The organism is Bacillus sp. FJAT-45066 (assembly GCF_002335755.1).
GTDB classification, from domain to species: Bacteria; Bacillota; Bacilli; order Bacillales; family Bacillaceae_I; genus Bacillus_CD; species Bacillus_CD alkalisoli.
The window spans coordinates 2,682,921-2,709,523 of sequence record NZ_NISQ01000001.1; the positions used below are offsets into that span (position 1 = coordinate 2,682,921).

A 26,603-nucleotide genomic window follows, 5' to 3' on the forward strand; every position below is an offset into this window, starting at 1 on the left:
GTTTTATTTAAAAGTTTCATCTGTTTTTGTTTAATAAAAAATAAAAAAATCCCCACTCTTTATAAGTGAGGATTTCAATGACCTTATACCAACTCAAACGTTTCAGTAAGTTCAATACTACCAACTACCGATTGGGCCATTGGGCAATTTTTGTTCGCTAATTCCATGGCTGAATGGATTTGTTTTTCTTTTCCTTCTAAACCTGTACCTTTAATTTTGTAATGAAGATGAATTTTCTCTAAGCGATTTGCCTCTTGTTCATTTCGAGTTACATCTGCATCGATTGTGATGTCTTCTATGACAAATCTTTTTTTCTCTAATATTTTGCGAAAAACGCCCCCGCTACATACAGCGATGGAAGAAACCATTAATTGATACGGACGGAATCCGTATTTTTCATCACCTGAAACGTGTAATTCCCCATATTCTACGTTTGTCACAAACCCTACTTCTTTCATTTTGAATTGCATCCGTCAATTCCTCCTAAATCTTTATAATTCTATTATAATCTCAAATGGCAGTGAAAAACACTTGTTGTGACTTACAATCTCTTGTAACATCAAGAAGGGACTGAGTTGAAGGGGATTTTAAAAATGAACAAACAAGTTTATCGATTTTGGGTGTTAGTATCGATTGTAGCCATTTCTGGTTTTTCGCAAGGTATGTTACTCCCTCTAATCGCCATTATATTTGAAAATAGTGGTGTCAGTAGTTCATTGAATGGACTACACGCTGCTGGGTTATATATCGGAGTTTTACTCGCTTCGCCATTTATGGAGCAGCCGTTAAGGCGTTTTGGGTATAAACCGCTAATTGTTGTCGGTGGATTATTAGTGATTGTTTCGTTAGCAAGTTTTCCCTTATGGCATTCGTTTTGGTTTTGGTTTGTGCTTCGCTTTTTCATAGGTGTTGGTGATCACATGCTACACTTTAGTACGCAAACGTGGATTACTTCCTTTTCTTCTGAAAAAAAGCGTGGCCGAAACATTGCACTTTACGGATTATTCTTTGGCCTAGGCTTCGCTGCAGGACCATTAATGACTAGACTGATTGATATTTATCTTTACTTGCCATTTATCATTTCATCTATTATTAGTTTGCTAGTTTGGATGACGGTTCTTTTTATTAAAAATGAATTTCCTGAAAAAGATATGGAGACAACATCTTTCTTTGGCACGATGCAGCGTTTTGCAAAAGTGTGGAAATATGCTTGGATCGCCTTTTTGCCGCCGTTTGGCTATGGATTTTTGGAAGCCTCGTTGAACGGGAATTTTCCAGTATACGCATTGCGAAACGGGATTAGTATCGAGGCTGTGTCTATTCTTTTGCCAGCGTTCGCTATTGGAAGCATTGTGTTTCAGTTGCCCCTTGGATTGTTAAGTGACAAATTCGGACGCCGGAACATCTTGTTAGTTGTAACACTTGCTGGTACTGCTAGCTTTTTTGCTGCAAGCATGTTGGAGCATTCGGTAGTTGGATTAATGATTTGTTTTACAATCGCTGGGATGTTGGTCGGATCGACGTTCTCGTTAGGAATAACGTATATGGCTGATCTTTTGCCAAAAAACTTATTGCCTGCGGGTAACTTAATGTGTGGAATTGCGTTTAGTGTTGGAAGTATGAGTGGACCGTTGTTAGGTGGAATGTTTATCCAATTTGCATCGGTGAGTTTTTTCTTCGTTATTGCGACGATGTTGTTAGGAATTTTTATTGCGTTGGTTATGTATAAAGAAAAGCCAGTTGCTCGAAAAGTTGTTGCAGCATAAAAATGGATGTTGGAGCAAAAGACCATGTATTCTATGGCTCTCACGTTCATTTTTATCAAAGATTAGTTCAAAAATGATCTTGAAGAGGGCTCTCACGTTCATTTTCATCAAACATAATTTCAAAAATGACCTTGAAGATGGCTCTCACATTCATTTTTATCAAAAATAAATTCAAAAATGATCTTGAAGAGGGCTCTCACGTTCATTTTCATCAAACATAATTTCAAAAATGACCTTGAAGATGGCTCTCACGTTCATTTTCATCAAAAATAAATTCAAAAATGATCTTGAAGAGGGCTCTCACGTTCATTTTCATCAAACATAATTTCAAAAATGACCTTGAAGATGGCTCTCACGTTCATTTTCATCAAACATAATTTCAAAAATGACCTTGAAGATGGCTCTCACATTCATTTTTATCAAAGAAAAACTTAAAAATAATCTTGAAGACGGCTCTCACGTTCATTTTTATCAAAAATAAATTCAAAAATGATCTTGAAGACGGCTCTCACGTTCATTTTTATCAAAGATAAATTCAAAAATGACCTTGAAGATGGCTCTCACATTCATTTTTATCAAAGAAAAACTTAAAAATGACCTTGAAGATGGCTCTCACATTCATTTTTATCAAAGAAAAACTTAAAAATAATCTTGAAGAAGGCTCCCACGTTCATTTTTATCAAAAATAAATTCAAAAATGACCTTGAAGAGGGCTCTCACGTTCATTTTCATCAAAAATAAATTCAAAAATGATCTTGAAGAGGGCTCTCACGTTCATTTTCATCAAAAATAAATTCAAAAATGATCTTGAAGAAGGCTCCCACGTTCATTTTCATCAAAAATAAATTCAAAAATGATCTTGAAGAGGGCTCTCACGTTCATTTTCACCAAAAATAAATTCAAAAATGATCTTGAAGAGGGCTCTCACGTTCATTTTCATCAAAAATAAATTCAAAAATGATCTTGAAGAGGGCTCTCACGTTCATTTTCATCAAAAATAAATTCAAAAATGATCTTGAAGAGGGCTCTCACGTTCATTTTTATCAAATAAAAACTTAAAAATGATCTTGAAGAGGGCTCTCACGTTCATTTTCACTAAAGATGGCCCCACCTTGTTATTAGGTGGGGCTTATTATTGTAGTAGACCAACGATTACGCGGCCTTCTTCCCTTCTCTTTTCAACCCTAACCGTTCATTGTTGACAATGATAATTCCAACCGTCACACAGACTAAGCCAATCAAAACGGTCCAGCCTAACACTTCGTTTAAGAATACCGAAGATAAAAACACACCAAACACCGGTACTAGGAATAAGTACATCGACACTTTTCCTACTTTGTTATACTTCATCACATTGTTCCATAAAATGAATCCAGCTGCTGATAGGAACGATAAATAAAGGAGCAGGCTGAACGTGTATAAGTTAAAGGAGATACTTAATAACCCTGCAGAAATTCCGCCAACGCCCAACAATCCGATAGATCCGAATAGCATTTGATAGGAAGTTAAGTAGGAAACATCCATTTTCGCCGCGCGTTCACGGGCCATAATGTTGCCGTATGCCGACACCATCATCGCTAAAACGAGCAACACTTCCCCTACACCAAACGAAATTCCTGCATCTACTTTTGGTAAGTTAACAATTAAAACTCCAGCAAAACCGAGCATAATTCCTAGCCATTTACGTCTAGAAAGAGAGTCATCACTGTACAGAAAGTGGGCAAATAATATTTGAAAGAACGAAGCCGTTCCTGCAATAACCGCACCTTGCATGCCTGTGGAATAGCTTAACCCTATATAAAACAACACATATTGTAAAAATGTTTGAACAAAACCTAGTTGTACAAGCGGTACGATTGTATCTTTTCGTAGCGTAAAGTTCTTTTTCATTAGCCAAAAAAACAAAAATATCATAACACCAGCTAAAAAGAAGCGATAGCCAGCAAATAGTAACTGTTTATCGAAATCAGTTGGTAAGATTTCTAATGCCTCGTAGCTCATTTTAATGGCAGGAAAAGCACTTCCCCATAAAAATGTCGCGCCAAAAGCTGCAAGTATAATACCAAGCTTGCTCGTATAAAATTTTTCCGCGTTCATGAAATGCATCCCTCTTTTCCAAGCATCATTATACAATCATTCCATGAGAAAAAATACGAAAAAATATTGTTAATCTGTTTGAGTCCCTCTTAAGATGTATGATTAGTATGCGAAAAAAGAATGTTACAACTGTTTAAAGTACAAAAACACAACATTAATCAAACATATTTGAAATTAGTAGAATATAACTCGTTTTTCACTAAACGAACCGAAATGATGAAATTGATTAGTTTAACTAGTAAACTAGATGGGTATGAACTATAATAAAGGTGATAAGAATTTAATATTAATGTTTATAAGAAAACTTTTGAATTAACGCTGCTATCCAGTTGGATGGCAGCTTTCGTCATTTATTAGGGGTATTGACGATGATTCTTCTTCTCATTAAGTAATGGGCTAGACAATATAAATTACCTAGATTATAATTATTATAAATTAGTATTAATTATAATTTAAAAATATATACACTATACAAATGATATTAAGGGAGGGGATTTTATATGCAAAATACGTACCAGCTTATGAAGCCTGTTGAAAAGGAAAATATGTTGGAAAAGGCAAAATTACACATTGAGTTAATCATGGCTATTTTGTCTGGAGCACTCATTCTGGGCGGGTGGATATTGTTGCGACTAGACATAACGGCAGCAGCAGTACCGGTGTTTATATTGGCATATGTTGTTGGAGGATTTTTTAAAGCAAAAGAAGGCATCGCAGATACGATTGAAAGCAAGCAACTGAATGTAGAGATGCTAATGATTATTGCAGCAATTGGAGCTGCTATCATCGGTTACTGGATGGAAGGTGCCATTTTAATATTTATCTTCGCGCTAAGTGGAGCGCTTGAAACATATACGATGAACCGAAGTAATAAAGAGATTTCGGCGTTAATGGATATTCAGCCGGAGGAAGCATTAAGGATTAATGGCAATTTTGAAGAAAAAGTACATGTGTCAGCATTAAAAATTGGTGATCAAATTCTGGTAAAGCCAGGAGAAAGAGTTCCATCTGACGGCGTGATTGTGCGTGGAGAATCAGCGATTGATGAGGCGGCAATTACTGGGGAATCAATTCCGCAGCAAAAACAGTTAGATGACCAAGTTTACGCAGGTACGATGAATATGAACGGATCAATTGTTGTGGAAGTGACAAAGCTTGCTAGCGAGACATTGTTCCAAAAGATAATTAACCTTGTACAAAATGCTCAGAGTGAGAAGTCCCCTTCTCAGCAGTTTATGGAACGTTTTGAAGGCCCTTATGTGAAAATTGTATTAATTGTTGTTGCGATTATGATGTTCCTTCCTTACTTTTTACTCGGATGGAGCTGGAATGAAACATTTTATCGCGCGATGATTTTACTAGTAGTTGCTTCTCCTTGTGCACTTGTTGCTTCTATCATGCCAGCGACCCTGTCGGCCATTTCTAATGGTGCTCGAAAAGGAATTTTGTTCAAAGGTGGCGTACATTTAGAAAGTTTAAGCAACTTGCAGGCAATTGCGTTTGATAAAACAGGAACGTTAACGAAAGGTAAGCCGGAAGTAACTGATATCGTCGTTCGTGAAGGTTTGGATAAAAATGAATTTCTCCATGCAGTTGGTTCGATAGAAAATAACTCCAATCACCCTTTGGCACAGGCCATAACAAATTATGCGAAGAAGAATGGCACCGATTCACTTGTTCGACCTGATAAAATGGAAGATCAAGCTGGCTGGGGAATTGTTGGCGTTATTAATGGAACGGAGTACAAGATTGGAAAAGCTGATTTTGTCGGGTCTCAGCTTGCAGATGAGTTTGCTGATGGAATTGCGAAGAACCTTACTTCAGAAGGAAAAACGATCGTGTATGTTGCAGACAGTGATGGTATTGCTGGACTAATTGCTTTAAAAGATACGATTCGAAAAGAAACGATTGAAGCATTGCAACATCTTGCACGTTTGAACGTAAACACCATCATGTTGACTGGTGACAGTAAACGTACAGCTGAAGCGATTGCAGCGGAAACAGCAATCGGAAGTTATATTGCGGAATGTTTACCGGAGAAGAAAGTCGAAAAAGTAAAGGAACTGAAAGCAAAGTATCATGTGGTTGCGATGGTTGGTGACGGAATAAACGATGCTCCTGCTCTTGCAACGGCAAACGTCGGAATTGCAATGGGGGAAGGGACAGATGTCGCCCTCGAAACAGCGGATATTGTGTTAATGAAAAATGATTTAAGGAAAATAGCAGAGGCAGTCGAGTTGTCAAAGCGAATGAATCGCATCATTAAACAAAACGTTGTGTTCTCAATTGTTGTAATAATGTTTTTAATCACCTCCAACTTTTTACAAATAATTGATTTGCCATTTGGCGTTATCGGACATGAAGGAAGTACTTTGTTAGTTATTTTAAATGGATTGCGGTTATTAAGATAAAAGCTCTGTTAACACCGCTATTGATTTCCGCGCATATCTCCGCTTTCCGCGGGCGGGCCGGGAGCCTCCTCGTCGCTTCCCGCTTCTCCCGCAGGAGTCTCAGATATGCGCGGAAATCAACCGCTAGATACGTAAAAATGAACAGTATTAAAAATCATCACAAAAATTAAAGCATCCCTATCGTTATAGATAAGGATGCTTTTTTGTTAGTGATACCCGTTCTGGCCGTTTGCGCTACCAGAAGTTTTGTTTTTCGGTTTATGTTTGGAATTTTGCTTTGTGCCGCCGTCTTTTTTTGTTTTCTTTGTCATGAAAGTGCCCTCCTAAATTGTAAGAGATGTCTTTCACTACATATCATGTCCACCGAGCCATTTTTCATGAAGGAAAAATTACACAGTCATTTCTTTTCGCTTTTGCAGTATGGCGTTTATTTCTCCACCAACAATAATTAAAAGTCCTGATAAATAAAACCAAATTAATAAAACGATAATACCACCCAAACTACCGTAAGTTGCTGTGTAATTACCAAAATTACTTACATAGTACGAAAATAAGTAAGATACTGTCATCCACCCGACTGTTGCAAACAATGCACCGATAAATACTTCTTTAACGTGTAATCTTTTATTTGGTGCGATAAAATATAATGCCGTAAAAACTAGTAGTAAAATGATAAAGCTTAAAGTAAATCGAATAGCGTTCCATACAACAAGAAATTCATCAGAATAACCTAAAGTCGTTGCGACTAGCATTCCAATCTCTTTTCCAAACACCGGTAGTAAAAGCGCTACAATAATAACAAATACCATCGCGAATGTTAATAGCACTGCCGTGCCGCGAGTAACAATGAAAGATCTATTTTCGTTCACGTCATAGGCGCGGTTAAATGCTCGTACAACTGCATTAATGCCGTTAGAAGCGGACCAGAGCGCAGCGATTAAACCGAAAGAAAGCAGGCCTCCACGTTGTTCTGTCATAATTTGTTGCACATTCGTTTCAATTAAGTTCATCGTTTCCCCAGGAGCATATTGACGAATTGCTCCTAAAACATCCTCTTGGGAAATTGGCAAGTAAGCAATGAGGGATAATATAAAAATTAGAAACGGAAATAACGATAATAAGAAGAAGTAGGCGAGTTCCGCTGACAAACCAAATACCTCGTCCCTACTAAATCTATGTAGTAGATCTTTCCCAAAAGAGAATATGGCCATACTTTAAATCCCTCCTCTTCTTATTTTTCCCCTATTACAACTCTTTTTTATCCTTATCTATATGCTTTCCGACAAATTCTTTCGTTTCCGACACAATGTCTAATATTTTTGGTGTCGTTTCTCTTAACTCATTCATTTTATCGCGTAAAAAATCTAAATCGCGCGAAACATCATCAACTGTATTTCGCACATTTTCCATATTCGCCTTCACCGATTGAACGACTTCGTTCGGATGTTGCACAACATATTTCATTTTACTACCCACTTTTTTGCTGTTAAGTAAAAAATGCTCGCGCGTTTCTTTGTCTAATAACGAAATAGCCGCACCTACCAAAGCACCAATTAGCATGCCATCCACCATTTTACTTCGTTTGTTCATGACTTAGCACTCCTTCATTAAAAATCCTTCTATTTCCCATATTACCATTATATACATGTAGAAAACATCTGTAGAGAGTTTGGATAATATTTTGCCCGACATTATTTTTTCTTATAAAACATGATACAATAATGAAAACGATAAGAACGGAAAGGAAGAATGAAGAATGAACTTAACGGTAAAATCTGTAGAAAACGTAGAATATATGATCGAGCAAATAAAAGAAAAATTAAAAGTGCTTAACCTTGGCGCAATCAAACCATCTCACTTCGACGACGAAATGTATGAAGAATTAAAAGAAATTTACGACCTAGTCATGAAAAAACCATCCTTCAGCCCAAACGAAATGCAAGCTTTAGTAGAAGAATTAGGCAGCTTACGCAAAAACAAATAATGATTAAAGAGCTTAGGAAATGGTCCTAGCTCTTTTTATTATTGAAGTAATTTAATTCTATTTAGAACCTAAAGTGAATTGGGGAGCGGAAGGCACTGCACTCCTGCGTGACATAGAGGAAAGGTCGAGACCTAGCAGGCAAAGCTGATGAGGCTCGACTTCCTCCCCGCGGAAAGCCAGTGCCTGAAGCGGAAAGGAACGGATAAGTTTTTTTCAATAATATAGTCCTAGAAGAGCCTTAAAAAATCAATCATGTACATGCACATCCTTTCATATGTTGTACTATGGGGGGATGTGCAATGGTTATTTTCTTAGGTTTTATGATGTTATTATTTTTAGCTACCGGGGCTTACCTATTTACTTTAGCTTATTCTTTAGATAGAAAAGATGCAGTGGAAGTAGATCCACTACCCTTACCACCTGAAGGGCCAACAGAAGAAGAAAAAAACGAGTAGAAAACACTTTCCGAGAGTGTTTTCTTTTTTATTTGAGTGAACTACATAATGTATGACTACTATATGAAAAACGATTAATTAAGTCCTTCCACATTAATAATACTTTTTACACGAACATACTGTACTATGCTACAGAAAAATATTCGTTTTTCATTAAATGAACCGTAATCATTAAAATTGATTCCTTCACAATAAAGATCTTATAATAAATGAAAATCCAATTTATAGCAGGTGAGGTTTCACATGGACACGATAACACATACCCTCTTTGGAGCAACTATCTATGGAGGAATTGATAAGCGAAACGACGATAAAAAAACAAAACGCGCTCTGTTCGTAACAGCTATTGCCGCAAGTCAAATTCCTGATATAGATGTTATTTCAAGTCTTTGGGACACGGAGGGCATGTACCAAATGTGGCATAGAGGAATAACGCATTCTTTATTTATGGTTCCCGTTTGGGCATTGCTCTTTTTTCTTTTGAGTATGCTTTATTTAAAGCGAAGAGATATTCGGTTTTTTTATGTTTCACTGATCGCCGTATTTGTTCACAATACGAGTGACTTGTTTAATGCATGGGGCACAGGGTACTTGGAACCCTTTTCTTCGACCCGTGTTACATTCGGGACGATTCCAATCGTTGATTTCGTATTTTGGCTTATCATGGGGGTTGGTTTTTTCTCACGTAAGTACTGGAAGGGTCACCGCCACCAGTTATACCGTTTAGTAGGAATGTTAATTGTTGCGCATGTCGCTATTCAGAGTGTACAAGGATATGCTTTGTATAAAAAATATGAAGCAGAATACGATCAACTAGCTTTATCTGCGAGCTTTATTCCGTGGCATTACTCGATTATCGGGAAGCAAGGTGATACGGTAACTATTAAAGATGTTGCTTTGTTTACGGAACCAAAAGTGCAATACACAATACAATCTGCAGAGGAAGCCGATTTAAACAAACTATTCTCTGAAGTCCCTGAAGCAAAAACGCTATACGAATGGTCACCATTTGTCGTTATCGTAGACGACGACACCCAACTAGGCATCTACGACCCAAGATTCTACCGAAACGGCCAATCGTTTTTGTTTGAATATATTGAGAAGCAGTGATTAGTTGTTAGTGGTTTACTATTGGCTAATAGATAGTTGGTAGCAAAAAAAATATTAATTTTATGGTATAACCTCCATGATTTTACAAATAGTAAGAAAGTCAAATGATGGGCTATTATGGCCAATTACATTAATCATGGAGGTTTCATCATGAAAAAGTATATTATTTCATTCATTATGCTCGTTACACTTATTGTCGCGACCGCTACTCCGTACATAGCAAATGCAGAAGCAACAGATGGCGATTCAATGGTTCGTATTTTCCACGCCTCACCCGATGCTCCTGAAGTAGATGTTTACGTGGATGGCAAACCTGTTGTAGAAGGTGCAGGTTTTAAAGACATGACGGACTACATCATGTTACATGAAGGTAACTACACAGTGGATGTGTATAAAGCAGGTACTCAAGAAGAAATACTAGTAGACCAAGCAGTTGCTATTGAAGCGAACAAAGCGTATAACATTGCTGTTATTAATAAGTTGGAAAACATTGAAATGAACGTTGTAGAAAACTCAATAGATGTTCCACTTAATAAAACGATGGTTCGCGTTGGACATCTTTCCCCCGATGCGCAAGCAGTTGATGTAAGAATGGTTGGTGGAGATTCCATTTTTCAAGACTTAACGTTCGGTGAAGTGACTTCTTATGTAACACTTGATCCAGGAACATACAATTTAGAAGTGGTAACAACAGGAGGAACAGCAGTATTAGACTTATCTGATACAGCTTTAGCTGCCAATCAAATTTACACTGTATATGCTGTGAATGTAGCAGATATGGTGGAAGCGATGGTAGTAACAGACTACACGATGGTCCCTGGCATGATGCCTTCTACAGGCCTTGGAGGTTCCGCTCATAGCATGCCATCTGTGCCACCGTTATTTATTGGGTTACTAGGCATGATTGTATGGTCGTTCATTACATTATTTAAAAAGATTAAAAGTGCGTAATCTAGTCCTTGTTGTTTGTGCTATTTGTTCGTTATCTTATTTTCTTCCTACACTAGCAGTTGCATCTAACTTGAAAGCTAAACCAGTAAAAATTCAAATTCCAAAATTACAGGTGGAAACTTCTATCTATGCAGCTCCTTTGTCAAAGGAAGGAAAGATGGAAATAACGGACAATGCAGATGAGGTTGCCTGGTTTTCTAATGGCATTTCCCCTGGGATGCCAGGTAGCGCTGTTATTGCTGGTCATGTGGATAACTACACAGGGCCAGCAATCTTTTTCTATTTAAAACGACTAAAGCAAGGGGATTCCATTTTTATCACGGACGAGTTTGGTGATCGGTTAGAGTTTATTGTCGAGAAGGTAGAAAAATATCCATATGACCAAGCTCCCATCCAGCTAATCTTTGGCCCATCAACTAGGAGAAAGCTGAATTTAATTACATGTACGGGTAAGTATGACCGGAAGACGAATGTTCATGCGGAACGACTTGTTGTTTATAGTGAAATGAAAGTATCTGAGGGGAACTGAACTTCAAATGGTTTTTGAAGTTCAGTTTTTTTAAATTGAATTGAAATTTATCCTACTCTTTTTTTCTGGCCTAGTTGAACTTCATAGACCTTATGAAGTCCATCTGGTTCTTTTTTCTGGTCTAGTTGAACTTTATAAGCCTTATGGAGTTCATCTGGCTCTTTTTTTCTGGCCTAGTTGAACTTCATAGGCCTTATGAAGTTCAACTAGCTCCTTTTTTCTGGCCTGATTGAACTTCATAAGTCTTATAAAGTTCATCTGGCTCTTTTTTTCTAGCCTAGTTGAACTTCATAGACTTTATGAAGTTCCTTTTCAGCACCAAGGTGAACTACATACCCACAAACTCAACTCTAATAGGTAATTAAACCTATCGCACTAATTACACAAACTCCCAATTGATAGTCGTTATGAATTATTTTCTATCAAATATGTATATTAATCTATAAAATTGGAAAGATAATAATAAACTAATAGATTACGAGGTGTAGGATATGTTAAAAACGAGTCGTTATTTTTTATCTGCAGGAGAGCGTGAACAAGTGGAACAGACATTAGTAGAAAACGGATTCCAGCTTGAAAGAGATTTAGTATCGTTAGATGATGAACAGATCGTTTTAATTTATCAAAAGATCCAAGTAGAACAACTTATGTTTAGCTAGGAACTGCACTCATTTTTATATATAAAGTGAAAGACCGCTGAACATCTCATTCGGCGGTCTTTTACTTTATATTTTATAAGAATGTTCTAACGTTATCGGTAATGCTTTGGCTAAATCAAATCGCGGTTTACAAACTTCCACATTCCATCCTTTTTTACGGTACTTCTCCACGATACTTTTTACATCAAGTGTTTTTTTACTAATCTCTACTATATCCGTACTCTTTTTCATGAGCATTCGCCTCGATTCGTATAATTACAGCATTTGTTTTACTAATGTAATTTCTGTCTCACGAATTTCTCCATTGCGGTAAAACGTAACTTTCATCGTATCGCCAATTTTCTTCTCATTATATAAGTATTTTCGTAGTTCTAAAGTATTCTTAACTTCTTTTCCATCCAGCTTTACGATAACATCATATCGCGTTAAACCTGCATTATCTGCCGGTGACGAAGGTTCAGTAGCAATAACAACAATTCCTCCCGTAACATCTTCTGAAAGCTTTAACGTGCCTCGCTGATGTTGTAACGACACTTCTGATAAGGAAGCTAATTCTATTCCCATATATGGTCTTCTTACTTCAGAATGCATTTCCAAATCTTCAATAATCGGTTTCGCTGCATTGACTGGAATCGCAAATCCAATTCCCTCTACTCGTGACTGGGAAATTTTCATCGAGTTAATACCAATAACCTCTCCGCGTAAGTTGATTAAGGCTCCGCCACTATTACCCGGGTTAATTGCCGCATCTGTTTGTATTACATCTGCTTCCCATTGCGGATTTCCATTTCTGTCATAAGCAACAGGTATCATTCGCTCCGTACCACTAATAATACCTTGTGTTACAGAACCAAAAAACTCTAACCCTAATGGATTGCCAATGGCGATAACTGGCTCACCGAGTGTGATAGCATCCGAATTACCAAGCTTTGCGACTGTTCTAACTTTCTCGCCATCTACTACTAAGACAGCTAAATCTGTTAGGCGGTCATGCCCTAAAACTTCCGCCTCTAGCCTTGTTCCATCTGACAAGCTCACTTCCACACGCGAAGCATTTTCTATAACATGTTGATTCGTCACAATGTATGCTTTTCCTGCTTCTTTTTTGTAAACAACTCCAGAACCAGTTCCAGCTTCTGTTTGACCTTGAGGACGAGCATCAAAAATACTCGCTCCCCCTTGCTGTATGTTCACAACCCCAACTACTGCTTCTGACGTCAGTTCAACAGCGTCTGTGATGTTTGTTTGAATTTTTTTATAGTCGACTTGGTCAGTCGGGATAACAGTTGATGTCTCTATGCTTTGTTGAGTCGTTTCTTGATTTGGCTTAATATAAGCCCCCCAATCTAGCAAGATAGGCAACATCGCAACAACAGCCAATGCACCAACCATTCCACCTAACACAGATGCAAAGAATACCTTTTTCATCGAGCCTTTTTTCTTATGCTCCGCTCGATTCATCATATGATCATCGTAATACCCCATACTTTTCACCTCTTACAAAAATCTTATCTACTATTATTTAACCAAAACTAGTTAAAAGTAATCTTAAAGATAAATGAGATTTTCATTAGAAATTATCTTTCGCTTCTTTTAGAATGATGGTAAACGTAGTCCAGCTTCCCTCTTCACTTGACGCAAAAATTTTGCCACTATAATTATTTACCATTCTTTTGGCAATGGAGAGCCCTAGGCCATGTCCACCTTTGTCGCGACTTCGCGCTTTATCTACACGGTAAAAACGATCAAAAATATGCTGGATTTCTTCCTTTGGTATACCAATTCCATAATCTTTTACCTCAATAGCAACTTCACCACTATCTTTTAAGTGCTGGATGGCTACGTCCATTTTTTTACTTTCTCCAGAATATTTTATTGCATTATCTAAAAGAATGATTAAGAGTTGCTCCATATGTCTCTCTGCCATTTTCACTTGGACATTTTCTATGTTTGCTTCATTGGCGAAAGTAAACTCAAAGTCTGGATGAACGACGCGCATTTTTTGAATAATATTTTCAATGACAGGAGTCGGGTGAATTTGTTCTTCTGCAATTTCAAATCTGTCTGACTCTAGTCTTGTTAACTCTAACAGTTCGAGCACTAGCTTTTTTAGCCGCTCCACTTCTTGTTGAGAAGCTTCTAGTGATTCTTCAAGGACGGCTGGATCATTTTTTCCCCACCTGTTTAATAGTTTTAGGTGCCCTTCTAAGATGGAAATTGGCGTCCGCAGTTCGTGCGAAGCATCTTCTACAAATTGTTTTTGTTTCTGGAATGAACTTTCCACATCATCCATCATTCCGTTGAACATGCTCGTTAGTTCTGAAATTTCATCCCGATTGTTAATATTATGCGCCACACGTTCTTTCAAACCTCTACTCTTTATTCTTCTAATTGTTTCCGTTAAAGCTGCGATTGGCCTTAACAGTTGCTTGGCAATTAACATTCCACCAATACCGCTTAGGAGAATTGCCCCCGCTCCCGCTGACACATTGACGAGAAAAATAAGTCCTCTTAAACGTTCGTAATTTTTCAAATCCCGAACGATTTCGATGTAACCGATAAAAGATGGCGTAATAAAAGGTGTCCGGTGAACTAAGTAATGCTTTCCATTCATTTGAAAGTGTTCCAGGTCTTTATTATAAATAGGTGTAACAATTAATTCCCTGGCCACTCCCGGTGCTGCAACCGCAACAACTAGATTGCCATCTTTATCAAAGATTCGAATTAATTCATTCATTTCGCTAGCACGTTCTAGAAACCGGCTGCTATTAATAATTTCTGTCCTGTCTATGCGGTATGGCTTGTCTGAAAAGTAGGCGTGAATTTCTTTCATTTTTTCTTGAATATTTCGCTCTTCTTGATCTAACATCCAAGTACGCAACACGTAGTATTGAAGAGAGTTGTATGTGACAAAAAGAACAAACAAAACAATGGATGACCAAATGGCTAACTTCCAACGAATCGGAAGGTGACCGTATAGCTTGGCAATTTTCATCATTGTCTCATCACGTAACCAGTTCCACGAACCGTCTGAATGTAGCTATCTTGTTTGGGCTTGTCTATTTTGTTACGAAGATAACGAACGTACACATCTACAACATTTGTTTCTGCGTATGTGCCAAGCCCCCATATTTTATCTAGCAGTAATTCCCTCGTTAGTACACGGTTTACATTTGTCATGAACATATATAGCAAGTCGAATTCTCTCTTCGTTAATTCGATAAGCTCGCCTGCCCTGTGAACGGTGCGCGCTTCTTCGTCTAGAACAATATCTTTGTAAGTGGTGATACTATGTTCTTCTTTTTGGCTTGTTTCTTTTGGTAACGAGCGTCGGATGAGCGCACGGATTCTTGCCAGCAATTCTTCTATTGCAAAAGGCTTGGATAAGTAATCATCCGCCCCGCTATCTAATCCCGAAACTTTGTCCATGACACTATCTCTAGCCGTTAACATGATAATCGGCGTTGCTTTAGCAGCTCTTACACGTCGGCATACTTCCATGCCGCTTAATCCTGGAAGCATTAAGTCTAGGAGGATAACGTCCCAATCTTCGTTGAGGGCTTTGTCTAATCCCTCTCGCCCGTCATAGCATGGGGTTACTTCAAATCCTTCATATTGAAGCTCGAGTTCAATGAACCGAGCTAAGTTTTTTTCGTCTTCTATGATTAATACTTTTCCCATATGGTGTGGTCACCTCCAGGTTAGAACGTAATTGTGTGTTTTGTTTGTATTAGTAGTGTTGACACCGTTGTTGGTTCTTAACAAAATGGTGGATATTTTAATATTACAAGAAAATGGGGGGGATTTGCATGAAAATTGGATGAGAAATTGGGGTTAATTAAATTTTAGTTGGTAATAGATATTGCTTCTACAATTTGTGTTTCAATTTCTTCCTCTTGTGTTTCAATCTTCTAATCTTCTGTTTCAATTCAACTCGTTTTTGTTTCAATCCCAATCTAAGGCGAAGCTTGTGTTTCAATTTCATTCCTTTGTGTTTCAATCTTCTAATCTTCTGTTTCAATTCATTTTGTTTGTGTTTCAATCCCTGTTTAAGGAGTAACTTGTGTTTCAATTTCTTCGTTTTTGTTTCAATCTTCTAATCTTCTGTTTCAATTCAACTCGTTTTTGTTTCAATCCCTATTTCTGGAAAAACCTCAAACCTATGTGGCTTTAATATAATATAAAAACTAAAAAAGCCATCACCACAAAAAGGTAATGACCACTGTTCAAAACTAAACTATTATCCTCCAAAAAAGAAATCAATTACATTGGATGCAGAGGAAGTTTGTTTATTATACAACTCGCTATATCCGCATTTTGTGCAATACACTACTAAAAATTTGTTATGTTGAATATCGAACATCTTTGATAGCCCAGTCCCAGTTGTAGCAATCTCTTTCGTTTTAGCCTCTGTATGCCCACATTTAATACAGCCTCTTTTAGCCATCCCCCATACCCCCACTTAAAAATCCTTCATAAATTAATACGAGATTTATATTTTAAAGTTTCTTCACTTCCCACAACATAGAAAAAATATGTTTCGACAAAAACCGGTAAGTGCCTGGCACCTGGTAGTAACCTGGTAATAATTCAAAAAGTTGACAATAAAATATAGTATTAAGCAGAAAAGGGCGTGTATAGCTATGATTTTTTGGCATTGGGTGAATTTCATCATACCTATCTCAGCGTAATTTTAATTGGATAAACCAATTTCATAATTACTGTTCGTTTAGTGAAAAACGAATATTCCGTTTATTATAATTAAACGTTCGATATAAAACGAAAATTATATTATAGGTTTAATATTCGTTTTTCGCTTAGTAATTGTACATTATGAAACTCACTCGGATATGTATTAAACCGACTCGCAGCCCTACAATATTTAAAACAAGAAGAAGAAAAATGAAAAGAAGGATTACAGAAACTAACTCTGTAACCCTTCTTCCAATTACTTCAAAAACTTATCATGTATTTTATTTTGATAATTTTTAAAAACGGCCGAATTTGTTTCTTGCTTCTTTTTCTCCATCAACTGGTTAAAACGAATCAATTTTTCGTTTAACCTCACTCTTAATCGATCTTCTTCTAGTGAGTCATGTGCTTTATCAATTAAATCTTCTATATATTGAATTTCACTTCGTACTTGCTCTTCTTCTGCCATGCCAGCATTTTTAATTATTTTATATGCCATTCTAAGTTCGGGTGGAACATTGGATAAGTCTTCTAGCTCTAACTTTTTACCATAACCAGGTAATTGTTCGAATTCGCCATCTTCATATGCTTTACGAATTTTATCATCGGTTATTCTCGAAAAGTCCATACTTACACCCCTTCCAAACAATCTATATTCCCAGTATATCCTATTCACACTGTAACAATTGTGAATATTTCTAAAACTTTTTCTCCTATTGTACAAATTTTACTATTGTCGTCAGACATCTTACCTATTATAATAGAGTCTTGTGGGTCCTGTGCGGCCGGGTGGGAGAGGGAAACTGAATAAGGATGTTTTACATGCTTCAATGGTTGAAAGGTTATTTTGATTTACCAGGTCATGAAACAACTCTGAAAAGAGAAATGACAGCTGGTCTAATTTCTTTCTTTACCATTGTGTACATTATTGCTGTTAATGCAACGATTCTTGCAGAAGCAGGTATTCCAATGGAAGCAGCGATTATCGGAACGATCGTCACTTGTGTGATTGGTTGTTTGCTCATGGGCTTTTGGGCAAATGCACCTATTATTCTCGTACCAGGTATGGGGATTAATGCGATGTTCACGTATACGCTTGTTCATTCCATGGGTCTGTCTTGGCAAGAAGCATTGGGCGTGGTGGTAGTATCAGGGGTTATTATAACGATTGTTTCCTTCACACGACTATCTCAGATACTACTCGAAGCAATACCTACCTCGTTAAAACACGGAATTACGGTTGGATTAGGGTTATTTTTAACATTAATCGGTCTTGAAAAAGGCGGCTTAATCATGAAAGGCGACAATTCCCTTCTCATGTTAGGCGATGTTACTAGCCCGATGGTGATAACGACAATCCTATCAATTATCATTGCTGTGTTTTTGTTTATGCGAAATGTGCCAGCTAATTTTTTAATTAGTATAGTGGCTAGTACGGTGATCGCAAGCTTGTTAGGTGTCGTAAGTTTTCAAGAAATGGGCGGCGGCGCTCTACCACTTGAAAGCTATGTTTCCTTATTTGGTGCCGTTTCATTTGCAAAGATTGGAGAGCTAGCATTTCTAGTAGCAGTCTTTTCTTTAACGATGGTGTTGTTATTCGAGAACATCGGATTAATAAACGGTCACTTAAATATGACGAAACGTCCAGAAAAGTTTAAACGTTCTTTCCAAGCTAACGGTATTTCTATTTTAACGAGTGGAATTACGGGAAGTAGTCCAACTGTTTCGACAGTGGAAAGTGCTGCGGGTATTGCAGCCGGAGGAAGAACGGGTATAACAGCAATTGTCACAGGAAGTTTATTTGTACTTTCTATTTTCGCGATTCCTTTTATAAAAATTATTCCAGGAAGCGCCATTGCACCTATTCTTATTATTATTGGTGTATTAATGCTACAAAGTGTGAAACAAATAGATTTTCAAGATCTTTCCGAAGGGTTTCCAGCGTTTTTAATTATCGTGATGATACCTTTTTCTTATAGCATAGCAGATGGAATTGCATTCGGATTTATTGCGTATCCATTAGTGAAGCTTGCTTTAGGAAAAGCGAAAGAAGTATCGGCGCCACTTTATGTGATTGCGGGTCTCTTCTTCTTAACTTTTTTAACAAATGTACATTAAGATTTTTGATGGAACCTTGATTAAGCTTGAACTGTTGAGTGCGGAAACACTCTGACGTTCCTAAAATAGGCTTTCTCAACACTCAAGGTTTTGTGAAGAATTCTTATTACTATATTCAATCCCCCTAAGATTAAAATATAGTATAGATAGGCGTTTAGCTGCTTTGATTAGTAGCTAAACGCCTTTTGTCTTTTACTCATCATCTTATGAACGCGGCATCCTCGTTTGCGAATGCGTCAACTAACCAGCGTGGGGGTAATGGCATTAAATCTGTTGGTAGCTCATGCGGCCCGAAAAACTGTACATGAGTTACTTCTTTTTGGGAAGGGCGTGCATGTCCATCCACAACTTCTCCTAAAAAATAAGTGGTGACAAATTGAACAAATTCACCGTTCGGATATTCGAATGTTTGAGAATATGGATCCGAATAGACACCGATTATTTTTTTCAGCTCCACTTTTAGACCTGTTTCGTTTTTAACACCTTTTATGGCAGCTTCTTCAATTGTTTCACCAGGTAAAGGATAGCCAGTTGGCAATCCCCATAATCCAAACTCTTTCCTTTTTCGAAAAAGAATCCTTTTTTGCTCATCAAAAATGATTACGGCAGTTGCTGGGTACATTGTTACGTCTTTCTTTTCCTGCATATCATTAAACCTCGCATCAATTTTTGTATAAGTCTACATTGGACAGCTTTGAGTTTCAAAGGTTTTAGTGGACTTGGGAATGAAAACAGTTCTTTTGAATGGTTTATTAGTGCCGTCAGGTGAATATGAACTAAGAGTAGCCTCATTCTTTTATACCCCTAGTTTACTTTTCTTGGGTTTGCAGTGGTGTTCGCCCGGATTTCGGACGATTTTGTCCGGAAGTCGGCTCAATTTGTCCGCATCTTGCTCCTTTTTGTCCGGAAATACCTCATTTTCGACCGCATCTTACGTTTTCTTGTCCGCATCCTATCGAAATACACATACAGGTATATGCACAATTGCAGTCATAATACTATTTTTGTGCTTCTGGCCCTATATTTTGTGCGCCAAGCCCTTAAACCTCGTTAGCCTACAGTCAAAATCTGTGCGCCTGGCCCCAAATTCCGTGCACCTAAGCCAGTTTTTCGTGCGCTTAGCTCTAATATACCCTCGCACAATCTTCCCCACAAAAAAACCAGCCCCACATCACCTCGAGCTGGTTACACCGTTCATATCTTTTATCTGCATTTTCGTTTTTTGTGTACCAAGTTCGTAAATCATTGTATAGACTTCATCCATTATACACTGTTGCTCCGAGCGCGTTTCTCTGGCATCTTTTTCCCCAAGTGGCTTAATTAAGATCGGAACCGGATCATACTCTGTTTTGTCTAACTGCTTGTACAACTCTTCAAACTTCAAAACATCTTCCACCGTAGCTAATATTTCATAATATTTCACTTTCCGATCAAACGGCTCGCGGTGCACTTCCCCTGTTTCCATTGTTACATAATAGATTCTTCTCTCGTCCATGCAACCTCTCCCTTACAAGCAAAATTATTGTTTTGTACTAGGTGTGCCTTGTTTTTTATTTTGATAATATTTGTATCCTTCTTTTATAAGTATCGGCAAAACTGCAATGAAAACTCTTCTAACTAATCTTCCCATTCAACATCGCCTCCTATATTCATAAATACCCGCATTACATGCAGTTTAAACAACCTACCACCCTTAGTTTTTTACACCGCCTCCTAACTATACCTAGTAACTATTCACAACATGAGCACATTAAAAGTTTTCAAAAGTTACAAAATTTATACAATACATATACAGGTTGTTATACATAATCTGTACAAAAAATATACATTGCATAAGTAGAGGAAAAAAATGAAGAAATTACGTTTGTTGATCGCAGTAGTCAAGTGTTATCGCATTTTCAGTTTTAGGAAGTTTTGCAGGTGTAAACTCTGATGCCTCTGTTCGTATCGTTCACGCATCACCTGACGCTCCAGCAGTAGATGTTTACGTAAACGGTGACTTAGTAGTAGAAAACGCACCATTTAAAGCAGCAACAGATTACCTACAAGTTCCAGCTGGTACACACACGGTTGAAATTTTTGTAGCAGGCACACAAGAAAATCCAGTTATTACAGCTGAGTTAACAGTGGAAGCAGGTGTATCATACACTGTTGCAGCCATAGTACAAGGGGAAAACGACACAGCACTTACCTTCATCGTAAAAAAGGTAGAGTCATCCCCTTACGACGCTGCACCGTTACGTAGTATATTTGGCCCTTCGACAAACAGGCAACTGAATTTAATAACGTGTTCAGGAACATATAACCGCAGTACACAAAACCATACAGAGCGGTTAGTCGTTTATACAGAATTAAAGGGTGACCATTGAGGATCACCCTTTTTGTTATACCGTTACCTACTTTTGACTAATAACTGAATTGCTTCTTCTACTATTTTGTTTGTGTCTCCACCATTTTGTTGTTCTTCAATGATGCACTGTTGTAAGTTTGTAGCAACAATGTGAGCAATTGCTTTATCAGCCGCATTACGTACAGCTGACATTTGGCTTACTACTTCTTTGCAGTTTTTCCCTTCATCCATCAATCGTAATACGCCACGTACTTGACCTTCTAACCGGCGTAAACGAACCTTCATATCATCTGTATATTCCATGAGAATGTCCTCCTTATATACCTATACTTGTATTGTTTAGTATTATCATATTCTTCTTTGTTGGTAATCACAAGCTATATACCAATTTATTCTAACTCATTTACCCCCACAAATCGACAACTTTTGTAGAACGTTGTTAAAGAATCTATTATAGGGAAGAATAGGTGAATTTTATGTTTTCAACTACTGAAATTGGAATTGATTTAGGAACAGCAAACACACTAGTTTATAGTAAAAATAAAGGTATTATATTTAATGAGCCTTCCGTTGTGGCAATTGATTTAGAAACGAAAAGAGTTCTAGCAGTTGGTACGGAAGCAAAAAACATGATTGGTAAAACGCCAGGCAAAATTGTGGCAGTTCGTCCACTAAAAGACGGAGTTATTGCCGATTTTGATGTTACAACAAGTATGTTAAAACAAATTATGAAACAAGCATCCAAAACACTTGGTTTCTCTATTCGTAAGCCAAGCGTTGTCGTTTGTACTCCTTCTGGCTCTACATCTGTAGAAAGAAGAGCGATTCAAGATGCGGTTAGAAACTGTGGAGCAAAACATGTGCATTTAATTGAGGAGCCAGTTGCGGCTGCAATTGGTGCTGATTTACCTGTAGATGAGCCGGTGGCAAACGTTGTAGTTGATATTGGTGGCGGTACAACAGAAGTTGCGATTATTTCTTATGGCGGCGTTGTATCTTGTAACTCGATTCGTGTAGGTGGCGATCAGTTAGATGATGATATTATTCATCATGTTCGTAAAAGATACAACATCTTAATTGGAGAAAGAACTGCTGAGCAAATTAAAATGGAAATTGGTTATGCACTTGTAGAGCATGCCGAGATTACGATGGAAGTTCGCGGACGTGACTTAGTGACAGGTTTACCAAAAACGATTGAACTTCAATCAACGGAAATTCAAAAGGCTATTCAAGAATCTTTACTATCTATTTTAGAAGCAATACGTGCAACATTAGAAAATTGTCCACCTGAATTAAGTGGTGATATCGTTGACCGTGGTGTAATCATTACTGGTGGCGGTGCATTACTAAATGGAATGCAAGAATGGTTAAGCAACGAAATTGTTGTGCCAGTTTACTTAGCGCCAAATCCGTTAGAATCAGTTGCGATCGGAACAGGTCGCTCGTTGTCGGTTATCCATAAATTGCAGAAGGCAGCTACTTGATTAGTTTTTAAGGAAGTGGCTGGTAGCGCAAAGGTGCCCGCAAGAACAACTTTTTTGTTCTTGCGGGCACCTTTTCCATTTAAATCCATTGTTTTGTCCGATCCTCTTTTTTTATATATTGATGAAGTTCATCTGCGTCTTTTTGGGGAGCTGGTTGAACTTCATCGACTTTATCAAATTCCTAAGCCATAAAGGAAACCATGCCCCCAGTTATAGAAGCATGGCATTTTCAATATGGATATTTTTGGTAAAAATAATTAGGTGATACTATTTTATCTTCGTACGGTTTATGAAAAATATGCGTTGTTGCTGGAGATACAGGCGGAATGAGCCATGTCCAATCGCCTGTTACATTACGACACGCGGCTCCTTCTTGTTCTTCAAAATGCTTAAACTGTGTTGCAGCTGTATGGTGGTCGACTATGCTTACGCCGTACTTTTTAAAAGAATGTAGAACAGCAATATTAAGCTCTATCAATGCTTTGTCTCTCCATAAGGTTGCATTAGAACTTGTATCAAACTGAAAAAGTTCTGCTACTTTAGGCAACATATTATATCGGAACGTATCTGCTAAATTTCTTGCACCTATCTCTGTTTCCATATACCAGCCGTTAAATGGGGCTGCTGTATATTCAATTCCACCTACTTCTAATTTCATTTCAGAAATAATCGGTACAGCATACCATTGTAAGGCTAAGTCTTCGAAAGCGGGCATCGTCGGATGTGTTAATGGAACTCTCAACACTTTATCTTCTGGAATGGCAAACCACTTTGGATCTTGTCCATCTATTTGTATGACTAACGGTAGAATGTCAAAGTTAGTTCCTTCCCCTTCCCAACCGAGCTCCATGCATTTTTTTGTAAAAGAGATCGAATGACTATCTCCAATCACACCATTTTCTGTTTCATACCCTGCATAGCGAATAAGTTGGTGGTTCCAGATTCTAATTTGTTTTCCACCTATTGCTTCTGGACGGAATATGGTGAGGGTCGGACGGATTTTCCCATCATTCGTTCCGTATTCAATATGATGGATTAATGCTTTTGCAATCTCTTTTTCTGTATTTAATGAACGTTCATCTATGACGTGTAAAGAGTTCCAAAAAAGTCTGCCAATACAACGGTTACTGTTACGCCAAGCCATTTTTGCGCCGTGCGATACCTCTTCATAGAAATGTTTGTATGTTCCTGTTTCTTCGATTTCGCATTTTACTTCTTTTAGTCTATTTTGTAATTGCTCATCTGATAAGTTCTGTTCTTTATAGCAAAGCGTTAAAAATTGTTCTGCCAGTTGCCATAGTTGTTCTTTTTGTTGAAGCAAAATGCTCACCTCAATTAGCTCATTTATGTTTTATACGTATTATTGTATAACGCTAGGTATGAAATGCATATGTACAACCTATGAACTTTTATTTATGCTTTTTTCGTACACTAAGTTTACTACTAAACATTTGCAATTTAATACAATCCGTGACTTTGCGCTGCAGGCACTGGCTTTCCGCGGGGAGCGCAGGGGAAGGTTATTTTCACTATCGTGAAAAAACCTACTCCTCGGCGTTCCGCCTGTGGGGTCTCACGCTTCGCTCTATTTCCCGCTGGAGTCCAGTGCCTTCCGCTCCAATCCACTATAATTTATTAACAACGCAAAGCAACAATTTTCACGAAAGCCTTTCATTTATTTATGAATATGCTTCAGTTGCCAAATTTCGTTTAAAACTGGCATTTCTTCTTTTTCTTTTTCTGTTACGAGTTCCCATACGATGCCTGTTGGTTTTTCATAAGGGCTATTCGTTTTTAAAATTTCTTTCTCCGTGACGATCCAGTCAACAGATAAGTCATATTCATCTTTTGGAATATCCTCTTCTACAAGTTGAGCACTCTGAATGGTTGCTACGACCGGGATTTCAGGATTTCCTAGTTCGCGAATGATGGCATATTCTCTATCTGCATACCCTTCTCCTTTTCCTAACCTTCGTCCGTCTTTGTGTAGTGCAACAGATCCAACTACGAGCATGTCAATCGTTGGGAGTTGGTCGAGTGGTGTAACTTTTCCGTATGACATAATATTTTTTAGACTGGCTGCTTTTCTTTCTTCCCCAGGTGGTACCCATGACGGTTGCACTTGAATAAATCCGTCTTTTAACCTTGGAGTTGGTACGAGCAATGTTTTTCCATCTTTGAGTACTTGGGCTCTTAATGGCAATTGTGGGGAATCTGGATTTACTTTTACAACTTTCGCTTCTTTATAAGCAGGCATCGTTGTCACTAAATGCGCAGCTTTTTCCGCACCTTTGAAATTTGGAATTCTACCGTGTAAGGGAAACGGAAACCTTCCTAACTTTTCTTCGGTAAGCTTGTCCCACACTTTATTTCGAATCTCATCTTTCCTGCTTCTATTCTCTGAAGTCATTGTTTCCACCTCTATGTCGTTAGTATTAACTAACTGTTCTCTTTTAGAATAGAAAAGGGAATTACTTCCCTTTTCTATCTAGGGATACCTTTGAAGTTTGGCACTCTTAACCATAATGTTACACCAATTTTGTTGCAGATTGTCAAATAATGCATGAGTGTGAGCAAAACGATTCCCGCATTCATTCCAATAATGACGCCATTCATTTGTAAACTCTGCATGGAGCCTAGTAACAATATCATCGAAAAGCCAATAATTGTCGACCAGATTGCATGTAGGAATGCATCCTTAATCATCCCTAAACCAATTAAGAATGCCTGCATCGGGATGACAAAAAAGTGAAACAAGAAATATGGCCATAATAATTGTAAGTAGTTGGCCGCAAGTGAAAACTCAAAAAATATGTTTGTAAGTGGTACAGCAAAGTAGTAGAACAAAATGACGGAAGGAATTCCGTATACAAAAGTAAGAATCATTACTTGTTGTAAAATGGTACGTAATTTCTCGAAGTCTTTTTTTGCATGCGCTTCTGAAACGGTTGGGATAAGAACGATTAGTAAGGAATGCGCAATAAACCCTGGGAAGAATCCAATTGTAAGGGCAACACCAGCTAGTAATCCGAACTGTTCTAATGCCAAAGCCTCTGGTAAACCAGCCTTTAGTAAAGCTATTTTTATAATAAATGGCTGGACAGCATGTGAAACAGAATGGAATATTCTCATGCTTGTCGTTGGTATGGAAATTTCTAATAAACTCTTTCTTACATCTCGTCCGATTAAAGATTTTGCAGTTTTTTCTCGTAACCTTCGAACTTGAAGGGCGAACATTGATAATAAGTAGATGGCGACTAATAGCTCTGTTACGATTAACGTGCATACGGCAATAAATATAGACGTATCTAATGGAAAGTGGAACAATTTATAGACAATAGTGAGTAAGATTAGTTGGATTGCTTTTCGTAAAAAGTTCGATATGGCAATGGTCCCCATTTTATGTAATCCCATAAAATAACCTCTTACGATGGAGGCAAACGAAACGATTGGGATAAGCAAAATGACTGCCCACTTAATAAATGGATGGTACTGATTAAATACAGGAATGTTTGGTAAGACAATGAGGGCGATGAGTATCATTCCGATTGTCGCAACAATCGTTAATTTTATTGCATGATAAAGCATACTCGCATGAAATTTTTCTTCTTTGGCCGCGACGAATTTCGATACAGATATCGGCAATTCCATACTAGAAATAACGACAACGAGAAAAATAACTGGCAGAATAGACATGTAAAGACCTAGTCCAACTTCCCCTAAATAGTTTGCTAGCAACATGTTAACAACGAACTCTAAACTTTCGCCAAGAAAAGCAGCGATGGCGAGTAAAATAACTCCTTTATAAAATCTTCTCATTTTTGAAACTCCTCCCTAGCAGCACTAACCTTTTATCATCATATGAGACAAGTTATAAAAATATATACTGTACTTTTCAGAAAAAGGGTAGAAGGGTAGGAAGAAGACAAGATTTTTGGACTGCTCTATTTTGAATTGGTCGAGCATATAATGGTATAAAATATGCTCAAAGGACTTT

27 protein-coding genes are annotated in these 26,603 nt (G+C 37.7%); 11 read left to right on the top strand and 16 right to left on the bottom strand.

The window, feature by feature from the left end:
• Nucleotides 1-83: 83 nt before the first annotated feature.
• Nucleotides 84-470 carry an OsmC family protein gene (locus tag CDZ92_RS13565; RefSeq protein ID WP_096155731.1) on the bottom strand — a complete coding sequence of 129 codons (387 nt, stop codon included), beginning with the start codon at nt 468-470 and terminating at the stop codon, nt 84-86.
• Between the two features lie 123 nt (nt 471-593).
• Between CDZ92_RS13565 and CDZ92_RS13570 the strand changes: the two genes are divergently transcribed.
• Nucleotides 594-1,766: an MFS transporter gene (locus CDZ92_RS13570; RefSeq protein ID WP_096155732.1), complete on the top strand. Its 1,173-nt coding sequence runs from the start codon at nt 594-596 to the stop codon at nt 1,764-1,766.
• A gap of 1,152 nt (nt 1,767-2,918) precedes the next feature.
• Here the strand turns inward: CDZ92_RS13570 and CDZ92_RS13575 are convergent.
• The gene (locus tag CDZ92_RS13575; RefSeq protein WP_096155733.1) at nt 2,919-3,863 is read right to left on the bottom strand and encodes a DMT family transporter; all 945 of its coding nucleotides are present in this window, start codon (nt 3,861-3,863) and stop codon (nt 2,919-2,921) included.
• A gap of 500 nt (nt 3,864-4,363) precedes the next feature.
• Between CDZ92_RS13575 and CDZ92_RS13580 the strand changes: the two genes are divergently transcribed.
• Nucleotides 4,364-6,274, top strand: a complete 1,911-nt coding sequence (locus CDZ92_RS13580) for a heavy metal translocating P-type ATPase (protein WP_096155734.1) — start codon at nt 4,364-4,366, stop codon at nt 6,272-6,274.
• A gap of 389 nt (nt 6,275-6,663) precedes the next feature.
• On the opposite strand, the gene CDZ92_RS13585 is transcribed toward CDZ92_RS13580, so the two are convergent.
• The gene (locus CDZ92_RS13585; protein WP_096155735.1) at nt 6,664-7,485 is read right to left on the bottom strand and encodes a YihY/virulence factor BrkB family protein; all 822 of its coding nucleotides are present in this window, start codon (nt 7,483-7,485) and stop codon (nt 6,664-6,666) included.
• A gap of 34 nt (nt 7,486-7,519) precedes the next feature.
• Nucleotides 7,520-7,864 (bottom strand): YtxH domain-containing protein, encoded by a 345-nt coding sequence (locus CDZ92_RS13590; protein WP_096155736.1) that lies wholly within the window; start codon nt 7,862-7,864, stop codon nt 7,520-7,522.
• 166 nt (nt 7,865-8,030) lie between these two features.
• Here CDZ92_RS13590 and CDZ92_RS13595 point away from each other — a divergent pair, with 166 nt between their 5' ends.
• From CDZ92_RS13595 to CDZ92_RS20070, 6 genes are all read left to right on the top strand, one after another.
• Nucleotides 8,031-8,258, top strand: coding sequence for a DUF1128 domain-containing protein (locus tag CDZ92_RS13595; RefSeq protein ID WP_096155737.1), 228 nt, complete (start codon nt 8,031-8,033; stop codon nt 8,256-8,258).
• Between the two features lie 299 nt (nt 8,259-8,557).
• The gene (locus CDZ92_RS20065; RefSeq protein ID WP_176483780.1) at nt 8,558-8,713 is read left to right on the top strand and encodes a hypothetical protein; all 156 of its coding nucleotides are present in this window, start codon (nt 8,558-8,560) and stop codon (nt 8,711-8,713) included.
• A 243-nt stretch (nt 8,714-8,956) separates the two neighbouring features.
• Nucleotides 8,957-9,823: a metal-dependent hydrolase gene (locus tag CDZ92_RS13600; RefSeq protein ID WP_096155738.1), complete on the top strand. Its 867-nt coding sequence runs from the start codon at nt 8,957-8,959 to the stop codon at nt 9,821-9,823.
• A gap of 150 nt (nt 9,824-9,973) precedes the next feature.
• Complete coding sequence (locus tag CDZ92_RS13605) at nt 9,974-10,774, top strand: DUF4397 domain-containing protein (RefSeq protein ID WP_176483781.1); 801 nt, start codon at nt 9,974-9,976, stop codon at nt 10,772-10,774.
• Nucleotides 10,767-11,303 carry a class F sortase gene (locus CDZ92_RS13610; protein ID WP_157842791.1) on the top strand — a complete coding sequence of 179 codons (537 nt, stop codon included), beginning with the start codon at nt 10,767-10,769 and terminating at the stop codon, nt 11,301-11,303. The genes CDZ92_RS13605 and CDZ92_RS13610 overlap by 8 nt, the downstream gene beginning before the upstream one ends.
• A 491-nt stretch (nt 11,304-11,794) precedes the next feature.
• Entirely contained in the window at nt 11,795-11,962 is a 168-nt protein-coding gene (locus CDZ92_RS20070; RefSeq protein WP_157842792.1) for a hypothetical protein, read from the top strand.
• Nucleotides 11,963-12,028: 66 nt separating this feature from the next.
• On the opposite strand, the gene CDZ92_RS20075 is transcribed toward CDZ92_RS20070, so the two are convergent.
• The 6 genes from CDZ92_RS20075 to CDZ92_RS13635 all read right to left on the bottom strand — a co-directional run bounded on the left by CDZ92_RS20075 (nt 12,029) and on the right by CDZ92_RS13635 (nt 17,282).
• Entirely contained in the window at nt 12,029-12,193 is a 165-nt protein-coding gene (locus CDZ92_RS20075) for a hypothetical protein (protein WP_157842793.1), read from the bottom strand.
• A 24-nt stretch (nt 12,194-12,217) separates the two neighbouring features.
• Nucleotides 12,218-13,447, bottom strand: a complete 1,230-nt coding sequence (locus CDZ92_RS13615) for a S1C family serine protease (RefSeq protein ID WP_096155741.1) — start codon at nt 13,445-13,447, stop codon at nt 12,218-12,220.
• Nucleotides 13,448-13,532: 85 nt separating this feature from the next.
• On the bottom strand, nt 13,533-14,960 hold the full coding sequence (locus CDZ92_RS13620; RefSeq protein ID WP_096155742.1) for a HAMP domain-containing sensor histidine kinase: 1,428 nt from the start codon (nt 14,958-14,960) through the stop codon (nt 13,533-13,535).
• Nucleotides 14,957-15,643: a response regulator transcription factor gene (locus CDZ92_RS13625; RefSeq protein WP_096155743.1), complete on the bottom strand. Its 687-nt coding sequence runs from the start codon at nt 15,641-15,643 to the stop codon at nt 14,957-14,959. The genes CDZ92_RS13620 and CDZ92_RS13625 overlap by 4 nt, the downstream gene beginning before the upstream one ends.
• Nucleotides 15,644-16,202: 559 nt before the next feature.
• Entirely contained in the window at nt 16,203-16,409 is a 207-nt protein-coding gene (locus CDZ92_RS13630) for a zinc ribbon domain-containing protein (protein WP_096155744.1), read from the bottom strand.
• A 501-nt stretch (nt 16,410-16,910) separates the two neighbouring features.
• Entirely contained in the window at nt 16,911-17,282 is a 372-nt protein-coding gene (locus CDZ92_RS13635) for a J-domain-containing protein (protein ID WP_096155745.1), read from the bottom strand.
• 194 nt (nt 17,283-17,476) lie between these two features.
• On the opposite strand from CDZ92_RS13635, the gene CDZ92_RS13640 reads away from it, so the two are divergent.
• Complete coding sequence (locus CDZ92_RS13640) at nt 17,477-18,772, top strand: NCS2 family permease (protein WP_096155746.1); 1,296 nt, start codon at nt 17,477-17,479, stop codon at nt 18,770-18,772.
• A 199-nt stretch (nt 18,773-18,971) separates the two neighbouring features.
• On the opposite strand, the gene CDZ92_RS13645 is transcribed toward CDZ92_RS13640, so the two are convergent.
• The gene (locus CDZ92_RS13645; RefSeq protein WP_096155747.1) at nt 18,972-19,418 is read right to left on the bottom strand and encodes an NUDIX domain-containing protein; all 447 of its coding nucleotides are present in this window, start codon (nt 19,416-19,418) and stop codon (nt 18,972-18,974) included.
• 525 nt (nt 19,419-19,943) lie between these two features.
• The gene (locus CDZ92_RS13650) at nt 19,944-20,267 is read right to left on the bottom strand and encodes a hypothetical protein (protein ID WP_096155748.1); all 324 of its coding nucleotides are present in this window, start codon (nt 20,265-20,267) and stop codon (nt 19,944-19,946) included.
• 451 nt (nt 20,268-20,718) lie between these two features.
• On the opposite strand from CDZ92_RS13650, the gene CDZ92_RS13655 reads away from it, so the two are divergent.
• On the top strand, nt 20,719-21,141 hold the full coding sequence (locus CDZ92_RS13655; RefSeq protein WP_369679964.1) for a DUF4397 domain-containing protein: 423 nt from the start codon (nt 20,719-20,721) through the stop codon (nt 21,139-21,141).
• A 23-nt stretch (nt 21,142-21,164) separates the two neighbouring features.
• Here the strand turns inward: CDZ92_RS13655 and CDZ92_RS13660 are convergent, their stop codons facing one another.
• Nucleotides 21,165-21,425: a metal-sensitive transcriptional regulator gene (locus tag CDZ92_RS13660; protein ID WP_096155750.1), complete on the bottom strand. Its 261-nt coding sequence runs from the start codon at nt 21,423-21,425 to the stop codon at nt 21,165-21,167.
• A gap of 173 nt (nt 21,426-21,598) precedes the next feature.
• Between CDZ92_RS13660 and mreBH the strand changes: the two genes are divergently transcribed.
• A complete protein-coding gene (mreBH, locus tag CDZ92_RS13665) occupies nt 21,599-22,606 on the top strand; it encodes a rod-share determining protein MreBH (RefSeq protein ID WP_096155751.1) in 1,008 nt (335 codons plus the stop codon).
• Between the two features lie 229 nt (nt 22,607-22,835).
• On the opposite strand, the gene CDZ92_RS13670 is transcribed toward mreBH, so the two are convergent.
• From CDZ92_RS13670 to CDZ92_RS13680, 3 genes are all read right to left on the bottom strand, one after another.
• Nucleotides 22,836-23,927, bottom strand: a complete 1,092-nt coding sequence (locus CDZ92_RS13670; RefSeq protein ID WP_096155752.1) for a nitric oxide synthase oxygenase — start codon at nt 23,925-23,927, stop codon at nt 22,836-22,838.
• A gap of 354 nt (nt 23,928-24,281) precedes the next feature.
• Nucleotides 24,282-25,016, bottom strand: a complete 735-nt coding sequence (locus CDZ92_RS13675; RefSeq protein ID WP_096155753.1) for a 5-formyltetrahydrofolate cyclo-ligase — start codon at nt 25,014-25,016, stop codon at nt 24,282-24,284.
• 74 nt (nt 25,017-25,090) lie between these two features.
• Nucleotides 25,091-26,425 (bottom strand): oligosaccharide flippase family protein, encoded by a 1,335-nt coding sequence (locus CDZ92_RS13680; RefSeq protein WP_096155754.1) that lies wholly within the window; start codon nt 26,423-26,425, stop codon nt 25,091-25,093.
• Between the last annotated feature and the right edge of the window lie 178 nt (nt 26,426-26,603).